The sequence below is a fragment of the Caballeronia sp. GAFFF2 genome, from assembly GCF_023631485.1.
GTDB lineage: Bacteria > Pseudomonadota > Gammaproteobacteria > Burkholderiales > Burkholderiaceae > Caballeronia.
Map to the genome: position 1 here is coordinate 158,289 of NZ_JALQDA010000009.1, position 16,670 is coordinate 174,958.

The window sequence follows — 16,670 nt, forward strand, 5'->3', positions numbered from 1 at the left end:
CCGAAGCCATGCATCACGACAAGCCATCATCCGAGGAGAAAGCGTTGGAGCCTACCGCCAAAGACGTCGCGACCAAGCTCGTCGCCAGTGACATTCACAAGCGCTACGGCGACAACGAAGTGCTGAAGGGCGTGTCGCTCTCGGCGCGCGCGGGCGATGTCATCAGCATCATCGGCGCGAGCGGTTCGGGCAAGAGCACGTTCCTGCGCTGCATCAACTTTCTGGAGAAGCCCAACGCGGGGCAGATCGTCGTCGACGGCGAACCCGTGCGCACGAAGGCGGACAAGGCCGGCAATCTCGATGTCGCCGATCACAAGCAGTTGCAGCGCGTCCGCACCAAACTCGCGATGGTGTTTCAGCACTTCAATTTGTGGTCGCACATGACCGCCATCGAAAACGTGATGGAAGCACCCATCCACGTCCTCGGATTGTCGAAGAAGGAAGCCGAGGACCGCGCGCGTACGTATCTGGAGAAAGTGGGTTTGCCGCCGCGCGTGGAGAAGCAGTATCCGTCGCATTTGTCGGGCGGCATGCAGCAGCGCGTGGCGATTGCGCGCGCGCTTGCCATGCATCCCGATGTCATGCTCTTCGACGAACCTACGTCCGCGCTCGATCCCGAACTCGTCGGCGAAGTGCTGAAGGTCATGCAGAAGCTCGCGGAGGAAGGCCGCACGATGATCGTCGTCACGCACGAGATGGGCTTCGCGCGCAACGTGTCGAATCACGTGATGTTTCTGCATCAGGGACGCACCGAGGAAGAGGGCGCACCCGCCGATGTGCTGAGCGCGCCGAAAAGCGACCGCCTGCGTCAATTCCTGTCCGGCAGTCTCAAGTAAGGTGGGGCTGTCGCCGCCGGGTTCCGCGGGCTCGTCCGGGCCGTTGCAGGTCGTGATCGTGGCGCTGCCGCCGGTATCCATGAGCGGCATCGCGCCGATCATCGACAGTCTTCTGCTCGCCAACGAGATCGACGGGCACAGGCTTTACGAATGGCGGATCTGTTCGTGGGACGGCCGGCCGGTGCCGCTCTCGGGCGGCGCGCACATGCCCGCCGATTGCGCCTTCAACGACGCGGTGCAGTGCGACTGGCTCATCGTGATCTCGGAGCGCTACCAGCAGTTCGCCGACTACCGCCTCTTTCTGGCAAGCCTCGCGCGCGTGGCGCCCCGCACGCCGCTCGTTTCCGGCATCCATCACGGTGTCTGGTGGCTCGCCATGGCGGGACAACTCGCGCAGTATCGCGTCGCGGTGAACTGGGAAACGTATCAGCAATTCACCGAGCAGTTCGAGCGCGCCATCGTCTCGCAGCAGATCTTCGAGATTGACCGGAATCGCGCGACCTGCGCGGGCGGGCAAGCGAGCATCGACTTCATGCTGGCGATGATCGCGCGCGATCACGGCCAGGATCTTGCCGAACGCATCGCCGATTCGCTTGGCGTCGGCGTGTTGCGCGCGGGCACGGAGCGGCAGCGCATTCCGTTCGTGACCGCGCCGGGCGAGCGTCATCCGCGTCTGAACGACGCCTTGCAGCTCATGGAAGCGAATATCGAAGACCCGCTCGCCACCGATGAAATCGCAAACCTCATCGGCATTTCGCGGCGGCAGCTCGAACGGCTGTTCCGCCAATACCTCGGCGCGATGCCATCGAAGTACTACCTCAATCTGCGGCTCACCAAGGCGCGCACGCAATTGCAGCGCACGAGCAAGTCGGTCGTGCAAATCAGTCTCGCATGCGGCTTTTCTTCAGCGGCGCATTTTTCGAATGCTTATCGCGACCGTTTCGGCGTGACGCCGCGCGAGGAGCGCCGCAACTGGATCGAGAAGCAGCGCGGCGGCGTGGTCGACGAACCGCGCGGCGGCGCGCTCATCGAACCGCCCGATGACAGCGGCCAGCATAATTGACGAGGTGCCTCGCGGCGCACGCCATCGACCGAAACGGAGCCTGTCCGCCGGTCAATGGACGCATCGAGCGAATCACGAAGTTTTGCACCGCCGCTTTTTTTACAAAGTCGCCGCCGGCAAGGTATAGACGCTCGTTTTTCTCATTTGCATCGTGTACTTGGTCGTCATTCCATCCGGCCCCGACTTGGGATCGCTCAACGTTCCTTTTTCCGCCAGGACGCGGACCGAGACGGTGCCGTTCATGTCCTTGGAGATGACCGCTTCTCCAGTGCCTACCACGCTCTTCGAGTTGTCGGGTTCGAAGTAGTCGAACATCGACATTCGTTCGACGGAGTTGCCAGTACTCGGATTCGTTAGGCTTCCGGATTTGCCGTTATAAACGATTACCGAGAATGGATACTTATTGCCGACGTTCATCAGGTCTTGACCGCCGGGCGAGGCAGAAGCAACGACCGGGCTATCTGGGCGCATTGCGTTGTGCGCCCGGACGATTTCAGCGGCGCCGTCCGCAGAGGTCGTCCATCCTGGACCCGCGCGATTGGTGCCGGCGTGGTATGCATAAAAGTTCCGTCCGTCCGATGCCATCACCACGGAACATCCGGACAGGGTGCCTGCAGTCACGAGGACGGTTCCCCCGCGCGGAATCTTCGAGTACGGCACCGCGATGGCACCGACTCCCTCCCGGCCATTGTCGATACTGATGATCTGATCGGTGTTCTTGAGCGAAACGCCTTTCTTGTCCCAATAAGTGCCGGTGAACATCTTCATTTTGCTGTCGTACGAGGTCGCATCCTTCGTCTCGCCTACGTTCAGCACGTCGCGACGTTGATCGTATCGCGCTTCGGTGGCGTCCATCGGCGCGGCCATGTCGGAGACGTCTCTGTCGTGCCGATAGTATTCGAACCGGACGCGTAAAGAATTCATTCGTTGCTGTTCGGCCGCCTGATCGGTGGGTGCACGTAATTTGAGCGGGCCTTTTCCGGCCAATTTCTCGACATCGCGCTGGCCGAGCTGGCGGGCAGGCGGCCGTGTTGTGCTGCCGCCCCCGGCTGCCGAAACGCCGGAGGTACTGGGTTGTTCCGGGCGCATGCGCGGTGGTTTGGTCGGCCCCAACAGGTACCCGATGCGCCCGTCCCGGAGCTGTACAGGCGGCTTGACGAACGGCGTCGAAGGTGTTGCAGGCGGCGTCTCGTTTCGTGCGCTTTGCACGGCTCCCAAGTTCGGCCGCACGTTCAGCTCGTTGAGCAACTCGTGCGCCAATGCTCTCGTAAGTGGCTTTCCTTCTAAGACTTGATTCAAGCCGCCAGTTAACATACCGGCAACTTTCATGGCCCAGCCAGCAGGCGTCAATGCCATGAACTGGTCCGCCACGCCGGTATACCGTTCTATGGTCGATGCCTCTTCGGGAGTAAGCGCTTCTCCTCTTGCCAGCTTCTTACCGAGATCCTGCGAGCTTTTTACGAAGGACGTGAGGGGATTTTTGAGAGCCTCGGACGTCATTTCGAGAACTTCGGCTTGCGTATAGTCCGTCCGGATAATCGGCCCGCCTACATAGCTGATCTGCACTTCGTCTTGAGTATGGGTGGACGGTGTGTCCAGCATGCTCTTGAGCGCGGGATCGATACGCGCGAGATATTCCGTCGCGACAGCGAACCGCCTTAGAGCGACGATTTCGTCCGCCGTTAGCTCCTGATGAGCCTGCAATTTGCCTTCTATCGCGAGAACGTTATTTCCCAGCATGCCGAATCGATTGGTGATAGTCTGCGCGACCAAGTCGGGGCGAAGCGTGAGCCAGCTTCCTCCCTTCGCGGAGACGGAATATCCGTTTGGCGTATAACGCGTGAATACGTTCTGCCCGTGAAAGGTGGGTGGCGTTGCTGGCGGCGTTTGCGGGCCTCCCGTCGTGCCTGCGCTCCCAGGCGGAGTATTTTCGCTTCCCACGGGGGGCGGCGGGGCCGCCAGCGCTCTCGTACCGGCCGGTATTAGCGATTCCGGCGGCAAGCCGCTCGTATCTCGCGTCAGCTCATCATTCGATACGCCGTACATATACCCAGTTTGCGAATTTACCTGCATACGGACCTCCTCAACGAGTTGTGGTCAATCCTTTTGTTACAGATCGAGCGTACGAGATGAGGTACGGCGGGGGTAATACGCGATCAATGCGCCGGATAAATCGCGCAATCCTGCGATAGGGAAGCGTGCTCCAAGGCATTGCGCTTCGGTCTTGCACGCGCCGTTCCGCGAAAAGCCCTCGAAGCATGTCGCGAACGCGCAAGACGGATGGCGCGCGATTGCCTAATATCGGAGACATTGCAATGGCAGACGACGAGCACAGCATGAGCGAGATCAAGGTAAGCCGCGATACGTTCGACGAAGTCATGGTGCCGGTGTTTTCGCCGGCGAGTTTCGTGCCGGAAAAAGGCCGCGGCTCGCGCGTGTGGGATACCGAAGGAAAAGACTACATCGACTTCGCGGGCGGCATAGCGGTCACGGCGCTCGGTCATGCGCATCCCGAACTGCTCAAGGTCTTGCACGAGCAGGGCGAGAAGCTCTGGCATATCGGCAACGGCTACACCAACGCGCCGGTGTTGCGCCTCGCGAAACGCCTCACGGAACTCACTTTCGCGGATCGCGCGTTCTTCGCCAACTCGGGCGCCGAAGCCAACGAAGCCGCGCTCAAGCTCGCGCGCCGTTATGCCATCGACACATTCGGTCCGGAGAAGATCGGCATCGTCTCGTTCACGCAATCGTTTCATGGCCGCACTTTCTTCACGGTGAGCGTGGGCGGCCAGCCGAAATACGCGGAAGGCTTCGGGCCGCAGCCGCAAGGCATTCGGCATCTGCCGTATAACGATCTCGCGAAGGCCGTCGAAGCCATCGGTCCGGACACGTGCGCGGTGATCGTCGAGCCGGTGCAAGGCGAAGGCGGCGTGCTGCCCGCCGATCCCGCGTTCCTCGAGGGTCTGCGCCGAGCCTGCGACAAGCACGGCGCACTCCTGATTTTCGATGAAGTGCAGACGGGCGTCGGCCGCACGGGCACGTTCTACGCATACATGCAGTATGGCGTGACGCCCGACATTCTCACGAGCGCGAAGGCGCTGGGCAACGGTTTTCCCATCGGCGTGATGCTGACCACCGAAGCGATCGCAAGCCATTTCTCGGTCGGCGTGCACGGCACGACGTATGGCGGCAATCCGCTTGGCGCGTCGATTGCGGAAAAGGTCGTCGAACTGATCAGCGATCCAAAGGTGCTCGCAGGCGTGGAAGCGCGCAGCCGCGCGATCAAGGCGCATCTGCAGCGGATTGGCGAGCGCTTTAACATGTTCAGGGAGATTCGCGGTCGCGGTCTTCTGATCGGCGCGGAACTCAACGACGCTTACAAGGACCGCGCGAAGGACGTGCTCAATGCGGCAGCGGCGAATGGCGTGATCATGCTGATCGCCGGCCCCAACGTGCTGCGTTTCGCGCCGTCGCTCATCATGCCGATGGCCGATCTCGACGAAGGCTTCGCGCGTATCGAGCAGGCAATCGGCCAGCTCGTGGGCGCGTCCGCCGTCACTCGCTAATAGGACCCGATGATGCTATTCGTTCGTCCCGCAAGACTCTCCGATCTCGACGAGCTCGAACGGATGGCGCGTGCGGCGCAACCCGTGCTGCATTCGCTGCCGCGCGACCGCCGCGCGCTCGAAACGCGCGTTGCGCTCTCGGAAGATTCGTTTCGCGCCGAGGTGGATTTGCCCGGCGAGGAGTTCTATCTCTTCGTGATGCAGGATTCGGCGACGGGCAAGCTGCTCGGGACATCGAGCATCGTCGCGTCGGCAGGGTACTCGGAGCCGTTCTACGCGTTTCGTAACGACGCGCTGATCCACGCATCCCGCGAACTCAAGGTGAATCGCAAGATTCACGCGCTCACGATGTCGCACGAACTCACGGGCAAGAGCCGTCTCACGGGCTTTTATATCGATCCGTCGCTGCGCACGCCCGAAGGCGAAGCGGCGGCGCATTTGCTGTCGCGCTCGCGCATGTTGTATATCGCCGCGAACCGCAAGCGCTTTTCGAGCGAAGTCTTCTCGCTGATGCTCGGCGTCAGCGACGACACCGGCGCGTCGCCGTTCTGGGAAGCAGTGGGACGCAAGTTCTTCAGCCGCGACTTCGAGCAGGTGGAACTCGAATCGGGTGGACGCAGCCGCACGTTCATTGCCGAAGTCATGCCGAGTTATCCCATCTATGTACCGCTCTTGCCAGGCGAAGCGCAGCGCGTCCTCGGCGAGCCGAACGAAAGCACGCTCCTTGCATACGACATCCATCTGGAAGAGGGCTTCGAGCCCGACCGTTTCGTCGACATCTTCGACGCCGGCCCGGTGTTGACGATAGCCGTGGACAAGAGCGCATCGGCGAGTTCGGGCGAATTGCGCACGGTGCGCGATGGCGCGCTTGCCGGTTCACGCGCCGCGCCGTATCTCGTGGCCGCGGGCGGCGCGCACGAATTTCGCGCGATCGTCGCACCATTGGCGGGCACGCGGTCCGACGGCGCGGCCTTGAGCGCCGACGCGCGCGCGGCGCTCGGCGTGCAGGAGAAAGAGACGGTGCGTGCCGTGCCCTTGCATCAGGCTTCGGGAGAATTGCAATGATCGTCGTGCGCTCTGTGCGGCCGCGAGATGTCGACGCACTCGTCGCGCTGGCCCTCGAAACGGGGCCGGGCCTGACCACCTTCAAGCCGGATCGCGAGGCGCTCGCCGCGCGCGTCGAACGCGCGCGCCGCACGCTTGCGGATGCCGCCGAGGCTTTCGAGGCAGGCTATCTCTTCGTGATGGAAGACACCGCGACGGGCGATATCGCGGGCGTTTGCGGCATCGAAACGGAAGTCGGACTGGAGCAGCCGTTCTACAACTATCGCGTGGCAACGGTCGTGCATGCGAGCAAGGATCTGGGCGTATGGACGCGTATGTCGCTGCTCAACATCTCGCACGACCTCACCGGTTACGCGGAAGTGTGCTCGCTGTTTTTGAGCCCGCGTTATCGCACGGCGGGTGTCGGCGGTTTGCTGTCGCGCTCGCGCTTCATGTTCATCGCGCAATTCACTTCGCGGTTTCCGCAGCGTCTGTGCGCCGAGTTGCGCGGTCACTTCGATGACAACGGCGAGTCGCCATTCTGGAACGCGGTCGGCTCGCATTTTTACCAGATCGATTTCAACGAGGCGGACTATCTCAGCTCGCATGGCAAGAAGTCGTTCGTGGCGGAACTGATGCCACGTTATCCCGTGTACCTCGACTTGTTGCCCGATGCCGCGCGCGATGCGGTCGGCATCACGCATCGCGATACCGCGCCCGCGCGCAAGATGCTCGAAGCCGAAGGGCTGCGCTACGAGAATCACGTCGATATCTTCGATGCCGGTCCCGTGCTCGAATGTCACGTCGCGGATTTGCGCACGGTGCGTGAAAGCGTGCTGGCCGAAGTGAGGATCGGCGTGCGCGATGCCGCCATCGAAAGCGATGCGCGCAGTCTCGTATCGAACACGCTGCTGGAAGGGTTCCGCTGCGGCGCGACCGTCGGCGCGGTCGATGACGGCAAGTTCCTGCTGACTCAGGAAGAAGCCGATGCCCTGCGCGTAACCGCAGGCGATGCCGTGCGCGTGCTCACGTCTTATCCGCGCGCCAAGTAAAGAGAAACGACATGACTATCCAGAATCAGTTGTATATAGGCGGCGAGTGGCTGGAAGGCAAGGGTGCGGCGTTCGCCTCGCGCAACCCGGCGACGGACTCGGTCGTCTGGCAAGGCAACAGTGCTTCGGCCGACGATGTCGAGCGCGCGGTTTCATCGGCGCGGCGCGCGTTTGCGTCCTGGTCGGCGGTGAGTTTCGATGAACGCGTCGCCATTGCGCGCCGCTTCGCCGCGTCGTTGAACGAGAACAAGGAAGCGCTCGCCGACGCCATCGGCCGCGAGACCGGTAAGCCGTTGTGGGAAGCGCGCACCGAGGTGGCTGCGATGGCCGCCAAGGTCGATATCTCCGTGCAGGCCTATCACGAGCGCACCGGCGAGAAGCGCGCACCCATGGCCGATGGCATCGCCGTGTTGCGGCATCGGCCGCATGGCGTCGTCGCCGTGTTCGGGCCGTACAACTTTCCGGGGCATCTGCCCAATGGTCATATCGTGCCGGCGCTCATTGCGGGCAACGCGGTCGTGTTCAAGCCTTCGGAACTCGCGCCGGGCGTGGCTGCAGCGACGGTCGCTTTGTGGAGCGAAGCAGGCTTGCCCGCCGGCGTGTTGAATCTGGTGCAGGGCGAGAAGGACACGGGCGTGGCGCTGGCGAATCATCGGCAAATCGACGGGCTTTTCTTCACCGGCAGTTCGGATACGGGCACGCTGTTGCATCGCCAGTTCGGTGGGCGGCCGGAGATCGTGCTCGCGCTGGAAATGGGCGGCAACAATCCGCTCGTCGTCGCGCATACGGACGACGCGGACGCCGCCGTGCATCACACCATTCAATCGGCGTTCTTGTCGGCGGGGCAGCGCTGCACGTGCGCGCGCCGTCTCTTCGTTCCCGACGATGCCTTCGGCGAGCGCTTCATGCAGCGCTTCGCCGAAGTGAGTGCGAACATTCGCGTTGGCGCTTACGACGAAGATCCGCAGCCGTTCATGGGCGCGGTGATCTCGGCGCGCGCGGCGGCGCGGCTCGTCAAGGCGCAGGCGCATCTGATCGAAGCGGGCGCGGCGCCCGTGCTCGAGATGAAGCAGCGCGCGGCGCATCTGGGCTTCGTCACGCCGGCTATCCTGGATGTGACCCACGCGGCCGACGTTCCCGACGAAGAGCATTTCGGGCCGCTCGTGCAGGTCACGCGCTACCGGACTTTCGACGAGGCCATCGAACGCGCGAACGATACGGCCTACGGTCTCTCGGCAGGCTTGCTCGCCGACGACGAAGCCGTGTGGACGCACTTTCAGCGCACCATCCGCGCGGGCATCGTCAACTGGAACCGGCCGACCAACGGCGCTTCGTCGGCGGCGCCGTTCGGCGGCATCGGGCGCTCGGGCAATCAGCGGCCGAGCGCGTACTATGCGGCGGATTACTGTTCGTACCCGATGGCATCGGTGGAAAGCGCGCAATTGCAGATGCCCGCGAGCGTGTCGCCGGGACTCACGTTCTAAAGAACCGCGAAGGATCAAGGATGTCTTCATTCGAAGCAAACTTCGACGGGCTGGTCGGCCCGACGCACAACTACGCGGGGCTGTCGTTCGGCAACGTCGCGTCGCGCAGCAACGAGAAGTCGGTGGCGAACCCGAAGGCCGCCGCGAAGCAGGGCTTGCGCAAGATGAAGCGGCTGGCGGATCTCGGCTTTAAGCAAGGCGTCTTGCCGCCGCTCGAACGGCCTTCCGTGCGTCTTCTGCGCGATGTCGGCTTTTCCGGCGACGATGCCACGGTCATCGCGCGCGCCGCTCGCGAAGCGCCCGAACTGCTGGCGGCGGCCAGTTCCGCATCGGCGATGTGGACCGCCAACGCCGCGACCGTCAGTCCTTCCGCCGACACCGCCGATGGCCGCGTCCACTTCACGCCCGCGAATCTCGCCGCGAAGCTGCATCGCGCGATCGAGCATGGCGAAACGCGCCGTTCGCTCGCCGCGATCTTCATCGACGAAGCGCGCTTTCGCATTCATCACGCGCTGCCCGGCACGCCCGCGCTCGGCGACGAAGGCGCGGCGAATCACACGCGTTTTGCGCGCGAGTATGGGGAGAAGGGCGTCGAGTTCTTTGTCTACGGACGCAGCGAATATGCGCAGGGACCGCAGCCGCAACGCTATCCCGCGCGGCAGACGCTGGAGGCGAGCCGGGCCGTCGCGCGTCTGCATGAACTCGATGAGTCGGCGACCGTTTTCGCGCAGCAATCGCCCGATGTGATCGATGCCGGCGTGTTCCACAACGATGTCATCGCGGTCGGCAATCGCACGACGCTGTTTTGCCATCAGCGCGCGTTCGTCGATCAACACAACGTGTATGACGAACTGAGCGCGAAGCTCGCGGCGCGTGGCGCGGTCTTCACGGCGCTCGAAGTGCCGGAGAGCGAAGTGAGCGTCGCGGATGCGGTCTCGTCGTATCTTTTCAACAGTCAGTTGCTGTCGAACGTTCAGGGCAAGCAGGTGCTCGTCGTGCCGCAGGAATGCCGCGAGAACGAGCGCGTGGCCGCGTATCTGGATTCGCTGGGCGAGCGATCCACGCCGATCGACGAAGTGCTCGTCTTCGATCTGCGCGAGAGCATGAAAAACGGCGGCGGCCCGGCGTGTTTGCGCTTGCGCGTCGTGCTGAACGACGTGGAGCACGCGGCCGTCAATCGCGATGTCTGGATGAACGACGCGCTCTTCACCCGCCTCGATGCGTGGATCGACACACATTATCGCGATCGCCTCGCGCCCGCCGATCTCGCCGATCCGCAATTGCTCGATCAGTCGCGCACCGCGCTCGATGAATTGACAGCCATTCTCTCGCTCGGATCGATCTATGACTTCCAGCGCTGATGCCTTGCTGCTTAACGATTTCTTGCGCTTCACGCTGTCGGGCGCGCAGCCGTCGCAAACCTTCGGCGTCGCGCCTTCGGGCGTGCGCTGGACCTGGCAGGACGATGGCGTGCTGCTGCTCGAACCCGCGGCGAACGAGGCATCGCAAAGCGTGATTGCATCGGCGGGCATTCACGGCGATGAAACGGCGCCCATCGAAATGCTGTCGCGGCTCGTTGCCGATATCGCGAGCGGCGCGGCGCCACTTGCCGCGCGCATGCTGGTGATTCTCGGCAACATCGAGGCGATGCGCGCGGGTGAGCGGTATATCGACGACGATCTGAACCGGCTTTTTAGCGGCCGCCATGCGAAGTTCACGCAAAGCCGGGAAGCGCCGCGCGCGGCGTCGCTCGAAGCGAGTGCGTTGGCGTTCTTCGAGGGCGTCACGCATGCGCGATGGCATATCGACATGCACACGGCGATACGCGCCTCGGTATTCGAGCAGTTCGCCTTGCTGCCGCACACCGGCGCACCGCTCGCACGCGCGATGTTCGACTGGCTGCGCGATGCGCGCTTGCAGGCGGTGCTTTTGCATCGCGAGAAGAACAATACGTCCTCATACTTCACGGCGCAGGCTTGCAACGCGCTTGCCTGCACGCTGGAGCTCGGCAAGGTGCGTCCGTTCGGCGCGAACGATCTCACGCGTTTTGCGGCATCGGATGCGGCGTTGCGTCGTCTGATAGGCGGTGAGCGGCCGGACGCGGATGCGCCGTTGCGCGTGTTTTCCGTGGTCGCGCAGATCGACAAGCAAAGCGATGCGTTCGTGCTGAACGTAGCTGGCGACGTGCCGAATTTCACGGCGTTTCCGGCGGGCACCGAGCTCGCGCATGACGGGGATTACCGGTATCGCGTATCGCACGATGAAGAGCGGATCGTGTTTCCCAATGCTCGGGTCAAGGCGGGATTGCGCGCGGGGCTGATGGTCGTCGATACGACCGAGGCTACGCTGGCGGCGCTCGATTGAGCGCTGGCGTTTGCGGTGGCGCTTGCACGTTTGTTCGAGCGTCGAGTCGTGCTTGTGGCCACACATCGGTCGCGATTATTGGGCGGCACATCGCCGAGATGTCTATCGAGGTGGGTGGCACGCCTTCGCGATCTGTCGCGTGTTTGCACTTGTGCGTGGGCTTGCCCGTGCGTTTGCGTTTGGGCTCTAGCTTGAGCTTGCAGCACGCACCTGCCCGCGCACCCGGCCGTCCATTTGCACTTGCATGAACGCGACCGCCACTTGCAACTTTCCCGTCCACGTTATCTCCACAGTCCGTCGCCGCGACCGCGCTACAATCGCGGCCCTGTGTTTGATGCGGCGCAGCGATCATCGCCGAGACGTTTGAGCATGGCTTTCCGTGCCGCGATGCTTCGGACGCTGGCGGCATGCGGCATCTAATAGAGACGAACGAATCGAACTGGAAGGAGATGGACTTGATTAAACTGCAATGGCTCAATCGCAGGTTTGCCGCGTTCGCGCTCGTGAGCGTTTCCGCGGCGGCAGGCATGGCAACGCTCGACGCGCATGCCGCCGACAGCATGAAGGAACTGCGCTTCGGCGTGGAGGCGTCTTACGCGCCGTTCGAATCCAAGACGCCGTCGGGTGAACTGACGGGCTTCGATATCGACATCGGCAACGCGGTGTGCGCGAAGCTGAAGACGAAATGCGTGTGGGTCGAAAATTCGTTCGACGGCTTGATTCCGGCCTTGCAGGCGCGCAAGTTCGACGCCATCAACTCCGACATGACGATCACGGACAAGCGGCGCGTCGCGATCGACTTCACCGATCCCATTTATACGATTCCCAACCAGCTCGTCGCGAAGAAGGGCAGCACGATCCTGCCGAGCGTCGTTGGTCTGAAGGGCAAGCGCGTGGGCGTGCTGCAAGGCTCGATTCAAGAGACATACGCGAAGGCGAAGTGGGCGCCGGCGGGGATAGATGTCGAGTCGTATCAGGCGCAGGATCAGATCTACGCGGATCTCGCGACGGGCCGTCTGGATGCCGCGTTCCAAGATGCCGAGGCGGCATCGAAGGGCTTTTTGAAGCAGCCGCAAGGCGCGGGTTTCGCGTTCGCGGGACCGGCTGTGTCGGATGACAAGCTGCTCGGATCAGGCGTCGGCTTCGGCGTGCGCAAGAACGATAAGGCGCTGAAGGATGCGCTCAATCGCGCGCTGAAGGAGTTGAAGGACGATGGGAGCATCGACCGGTTCGCGGCCAAGTATTTCGATGTGAAAGTGGTTTTGAAGTAAGGCTTGGTCTTGCTTGAGAAAGCCCGTTTCTGGCGAAAGCGGAACGGGCTTTTTTGCGGCGGAATAGCTAGCGAATCGCGCAGATGACGCCGAGGTAATCGGCCAATTCTTCTCGACTGATGTTGCCTTCGGCCACATCCACCATTGTTTCGACCAGATCCTCTTCAATGTCTGGCGTCGCGGACAGGTCGTATCCCTGTTCCCCCAGCTACGCCAAGGCACAGACAAGCGCTGTTCGCTTGTTACCGTCGTTGAATACGTGCCCTCGGGCAATGGCCACCGCGTACATCGCTGCAATACCGAAAATATCGTCCAGCCCTGCGTAATGGGCGTGATTCTCTACTCGGGCAAGCACGGCGTCCACGCCGCCCGGACCCGCTTGCGCGAAACCCGGAAGCCCGCCTTCCCAGGCCAGTATGTCGTCGTGCGCGACGATGACGAATTCAGCGTTTAATAGCATGGCGAGACTCAGCGCTTTGCGAGTGCCTTGATCGCGACGTTATGCGTACGGATCACCTTGCGGATCGCAGCCGAGGCTCTTTCGCGCGCTTCCGGCGTCGACATGTCGATGGCTCGTTCAGGCTTGGGCGTGATTCTTTCACGCGGCGGAATGTCTTCGACCGCGAAGCGACCGATCTTCTTGGATCCCATTCGAGACTCCTTTACTGCAACGAAAATTTCGTTCGACTTTACCTCGAACCCGTCCGTCGCATGAGCGGCGCTGCTCGCCCTTCGTACCTCACATCGCCCCAATCACCACCGTACAAGTCGTCCCCGCCGCGAGCAGCACGCCTTCCGGCACATCATCGATCTTCACGCGCACCGGCACGCGTTGCGCAAGCCGCACCCAGTTGAACGTCGGGTTCACATCCGCGAGCAACTCACGGCTTTGCGGATTGTCGCGATCGTAAATGCCGCGCGAAATGCTCTCGACGTGACCCGTGAGCTCGCCGCCGCTCATCAAACGAATCTGCGCCTTGTCGCCGATCTTCACATGCGGCAGCTTGGTCTCTTCGAAATAGCCATAGACCCAGAACGAATGACTATCGACGATGGCGAGCTTCGCCGCGCCCGCCGTCGCGTAGTCGCCGCGATACACGTTCAGATTCGTCACATAGCCATCCACCGGGGAAAACACCTTGGTGCGTTCCAGATTGAGCTTCGCGGCATCCAGCGCGGCGTTCGCCTGCTGCAACTGCGCCTCGGCAGTCGATGCCGTCTGCATGGAGTTCTCGCGTGCTTCCTTCGAGACGACCAGCGCGTCCATGTCCGCGCGACGCGCCGCATCGGCCCGGCGCATGCGCAACTCGGCCGCGCGCGCCGCGACGTTCGCCTGCGCCTGCTCGACGGCGATCTGGTAATGCGACGGGTCGATCTCCAGCAGCAAGTCGCCTTTCTTCACGAACTGATTGTCGTGCAACGGCATCTGCACGACCGCGCCCGACACGTCCGGCGCCACGTTGACCACATCGGCGCGCACCCGTCCATCGCGCGTCCACGGATCGTTCATGTAATGCACCCACAGCATGCGGCCGATGACGAGCGCCGCGGCGAAGATGGCTATCGTCATGACGAAGCCGACGAGTTTTCTGATCAGCATGATGCAACTCTCTTGAATATGTTGTTGGCGACGAAGCGGTCGAGAATCATCGATACACCGCGAGACCCAGCACGCCGCACACGCAGACGAGCAGGCTCGCGCGAAACAGCGCCGGATGCCAGACCACGCGATACAGTCCGGTCAGCGCCAGCACGCGGTCGATGATCCAGGTGACGAGCCCGCCCGCGAGGCACAGCAAAAGCAGCGTTGGCACGTAAGCTTCGAGAATCGCGGTATCACGCGGCATGGGACGCTCCTTCAGGCGAAATCGGTTGGAACGCTGCGAACGGCGATTCCGGGTCGAGCAGCGCGGTACGAATGAAATGCAGATGACTCACGATGCGTTGCAGCCGATGCCGCTCTTCACGCGGCGTATCCGAATCCGAAGCCTGCGAAGCAAGCCTGGCCTGCATCTCGTCGATGGCGTGTTCCGTCGCGACGAGCGCGCCATCGAAACGCGCTTGCCGTGGCCGATCGAAGAGCCGCGCCACCGCATCGAGCGTCGGGTTGACGACGCGTTCGAAGCCCGCCATTTCGCGTCGCAAATCGATCACCGCATTGCCGAATTCGAGCACCGCGAAGAGCCACTGCAAGGCCTCGCGTTGCAGCGCGGGCTTGTCGGAAGCGAGCGCGTTGATCTGCGAAAGCAGGTCGCGCGTGCGGCTTTCGAAATGCGTCGTCAGTTGCGCGAGACGTCCGCGCCGCGCGCTCACTACTTCGCGGCGCAGGTCCGCGAGCAGCAGACGGCGCAGCCACGGCGCATCGGTCGGCAGGAGCACGGCGAAGGCGATCGCGGAGACGATCATCGACAAGACGAGCGCGATGGCGTCGTTCATGAAGCCGGTCGGATCGTAATGCACGAGGTTGTCCGGCCCCGCGAGAAAGCAGAAGAAGATGCAGTAGCCGATGCCCACGCCCGCGAGCGAGCGACGCGTCGTCAAGAACGCGCCGAGCATGAGCGCGGGCACGAGCGCCGCGCACATCAGCACGAAGCCGTCGATATGCGGAAACACGCCGAACACGACGATCATGCCCGTGATGCTCGCGAGCGTCGTGCCGATAGCCATTTGCGCGGCCATCTGCGTCGGCCGTGGCGACGACGACGCCAGCGCGCATACGGCAGCGGCGTTGAGCACCATCGTGCCGCCGCTCGGCCACGCGCTCGCGATCCAGAACGCGCTCAGGACGAACATCACGACCGCGCCGCGCAGGCCGGAAATCGCGGCCGCGAGCAGATTGGTCTTGGGCACGTAACGCGCGACCCAGCGCTCGCGTTCATGCGACGGCGCCGCGAGCGACGCGTAGGTGTCGGCATACGCGAGCATGTCGTCGACGAAACGATAAAGCAGCTCGGTCGCGGTATCGAATTCGAGTGCGGTGAAGCCGGGCGCGGCTTCGAGCGAGATACGCGTCGCGCGCACGCGCTTGGGCAACGCGGCCTTGTAGTCGCGCAATTGCGCGGCGGCGTGCGCGGCGTCGGCAGCGTTGCGCACCGGCTCGCCCGCAATCAGCAACAGCGGCGGCACTTCGTGGATGAACGGTTCGAGCGCATCGATGGTCGTGCCCGACGCGTTTGCGCGCAGCCGGTTCATCAACTGATGCAGCGCGTGAAAGCGCGTGGATGCGCTCATGAATTCGCTATTCAGCCGCGCGAGCCGCCCGCCGCGCCGCCGCGATTCGGGATGCTCGAAAATCGCGACACTGCGCGCCGCCTCGAAGCCGACGATATCCGCGACGAAGCTCAGATTGGTGCGTTCGATCTGCGCGCGCTCGAGCTTGCCGGACATCGCGTGACAGACGTAATCGACGAATTGCGTGAAGCGCCGTCGCACCGTGGTGCGGATCTGCTCGCCCGCGAGTTGCGGAAACACGAGCGCGCTCACGGCGCCCGCGCACACGATGCCGAGCGACACTTCGCCCACCCGCGTCAGGGCCGACAGATACGCGCCATCCGGATGCTGCGCCGCCGGTATGCCGATCAGCGCCGCCGTGTATCCCGCGAGCACGAAGCCATACGAGCGGAAGTTGCGATTGCGCGCCGCGCCCGCCGTGCAGATGCCGACCCAGAGCGCCGTCGCCGAGAGAAACAGCACCGGCTGCTGCGAGAACAGGCTGATGAATGCGAGCATGACGACGAGACCGACCATCGTGCCGCAGAAACGGTAGAAGCTCTTCGCGAGCACCATGCCGCTTTGCGGCTGCATCACGACGAAGACGGTGGTCATCGCGGTGCGCGGCTGCTGCATGTCGAGCCGCATGGCGATCCATAGCGCGATCAGCGCCGCCAGCACCGCCTTGAAGATGTAGATCCACGCGAGGCCGTCGGTGCGCGCCCAATCCGCGAAGGCGTTCACGAGCGATGCGCGCTTGTCGATGAGAACAGTGGCCAT

General features: G+C 63.0%; 15 protein-coding genes. 9 read left to right on the plus strand and 6 right to left on the minus strand.

What is annotated here, in order from left to right:
* Positions 1–8: 8 nt before the first annotated feature.
* Together NCT04_RS06120 and NCT04_RS06125 are read left to right on the plus strand one after the other, a co-directional pair.
* A complete protein-coding gene (locus NCT04_RS06120; RefSeq protein WP_370652102.1) occupies positions 9–836 on the plus strand; it encodes an ABC transporter ATP-binding protein in 828 nt (275 codons plus the stop codon).
* Between the two features lie 79 nt (positions 837–915).
* Positions 916–1,899, plus strand: coding sequence for a GlxA family transcriptional regulator (locus NCT04_RS06125; protein ID WP_250464688.1), 984 nt, complete (start codon positions 916–918; stop codon positions 1,897–1,899).
* A 99-nt stretch (positions 1,900–1,998) separates the two neighbouring features.
* On the opposite strand, the gene NCT04_RS06130 is transcribed toward NCT04_RS06125, so the two are convergent.
* Positions 1,999–3,639, minus strand: coding sequence for a cytotoxic necrotizing factor Rho-activating domain-containing protein (locus tag NCT04_RS06130; protein ID WP_250464383.1), 1,641 nt, complete (start codon positions 3,637–3,639; stop codon positions 1,999–2,001).
* Positions 3,640–4,235: 596 nt separating this feature from the next.
* Between NCT04_RS06130 and NCT04_RS06135 the strand changes: the two genes are divergently transcribed.
* The 7 genes from NCT04_RS06135 to NCT04_RS06165 all read left to right on the plus strand — a co-directional run bounded on the left by NCT04_RS06135 (position 4,236) and on the right by NCT04_RS06165 (position 12,680).
* Positions 4,236–5,465, plus strand: coding sequence for an aspartate aminotransferase family protein (locus NCT04_RS06135; RefSeq protein WP_250464690.1), 1,230 nt, complete (start codon positions 4,236–4,238; stop codon positions 5,463–5,465).
* A gap of 12 nt (positions 5,466–5,477) precedes the next feature.
* Complete coding sequence (aruF, locus tag NCT04_RS06140) at positions 5,478–6,530, plus strand: arginine/ornithine succinyltransferase subunit alpha (protein ID WP_250464691.1); 1,053 nt, start codon at positions 5,478–5,480, stop codon at positions 6,528–6,530.
* Entirely contained in the window at positions 6,527–7,561 is a 1,035-nt protein-coding gene (gene astA, locus NCT04_RS06145; RefSeq protein ID WP_250464384.1) for an arginine N-succinyltransferase, read from the plus strand. Before aruF ends, astA begins: the two co-directional genes overlap by 4 nt.
* Positions 7,562–7,572: 11 nt before the next feature.
* Positions 7,573–9,045: a succinylglutamate-semialdehyde dehydrogenase gene (gene astD, locus NCT04_RS06150; protein WP_250464385.1), complete on the plus strand. Its 1,473-nt coding sequence runs from the start codon at positions 7,573–7,575 to the stop codon at positions 9,043–9,045.
* A 20-nt stretch (positions 9,046–9,065) separates the two neighbouring features.
* The gene (astB, locus tag NCT04_RS06155; RefSeq protein ID WP_250464386.1) at positions 9,066–10,406 is read left to right on the plus strand and encodes an N-succinylarginine dihydrolase; all 1,341 of its coding nucleotides are present in this window, start codon (positions 9,066–9,068) and stop codon (positions 10,404–10,406) included.
* Entirely contained in the window at positions 10,390–11,409 is a 1,020-nt protein-coding gene (gene astE / locus NCT04_RS06160; protein WP_250464387.1) for a succinylglutamate desuccinylase, read from the plus strand. The genes astB and astE overlap by 17 nt, the downstream gene beginning before the upstream one ends.
* A 458-nt stretch (positions 11,410–11,867) precedes the next feature.
* Complete coding sequence (locus tag NCT04_RS06165) at positions 11,868–12,680, plus strand: ABC transporter substrate-binding protein (RefSeq protein ID WP_350030004.1); 813 nt, start codon at positions 11,868–11,870, stop codon at positions 12,678–12,680.
* Between the two features lie 208 nt (positions 12,681–12,888).
* Here the strand turns inward: NCT04_RS06165 and NCT04_RS06170 are convergent, their stop codons facing one another.
* From NCT04_RS06170 to NCT04_RS06190, 5 genes are all read right to left on the minus strand, one after another.
* Positions 12,889–13,140, minus strand: coding sequence for a type II toxin-antitoxin system death-on-curing family toxin (locus NCT04_RS06170; RefSeq protein WP_250464388.1), 252 nt, complete (start codon positions 13,138–13,140; stop codon positions 12,889–12,891).
* Between the two features lie 8 nt (positions 13,141–13,148).
* On the minus strand, positions 13,149–13,331 hold the full coding sequence (locus NCT04_RS06175) for a hypothetical protein (RefSeq protein ID WP_250464389.1): 183 nt from the start codon (positions 13,329–13,331) through the stop codon (positions 13,149–13,151).
* 88 nt (positions 13,332–13,419) lie between these two features.
* The gene (locus tag NCT04_RS06180; RefSeq protein WP_244827672.1) at positions 13,420–14,280 is read right to left on the minus strand and encodes an efflux RND transporter periplasmic adaptor subunit; all 861 of its coding nucleotides are present in this window, start codon (positions 14,278–14,280) and stop codon (positions 13,420–13,422) included.
* A 46-nt stretch (positions 14,281–14,326) separates the two neighbouring features.
* Entirely contained in the window at positions 14,327–14,527 is a 201-nt protein-coding gene (locus NCT04_RS06185) for a DUF1656 domain-containing protein (RefSeq protein WP_250464390.1), read from the minus strand.
* Positions 14,517–16,670, minus strand: a complete 2,154-nt coding sequence (locus NCT04_RS06190; RefSeq protein WP_250464392.1) for an FUSC family protein — start codon at positions 16,668–16,670, stop codon at positions 14,517–14,519. The genes NCT04_RS06185 and NCT04_RS06190 overlap by 11 nt, the downstream gene beginning before the upstream one ends.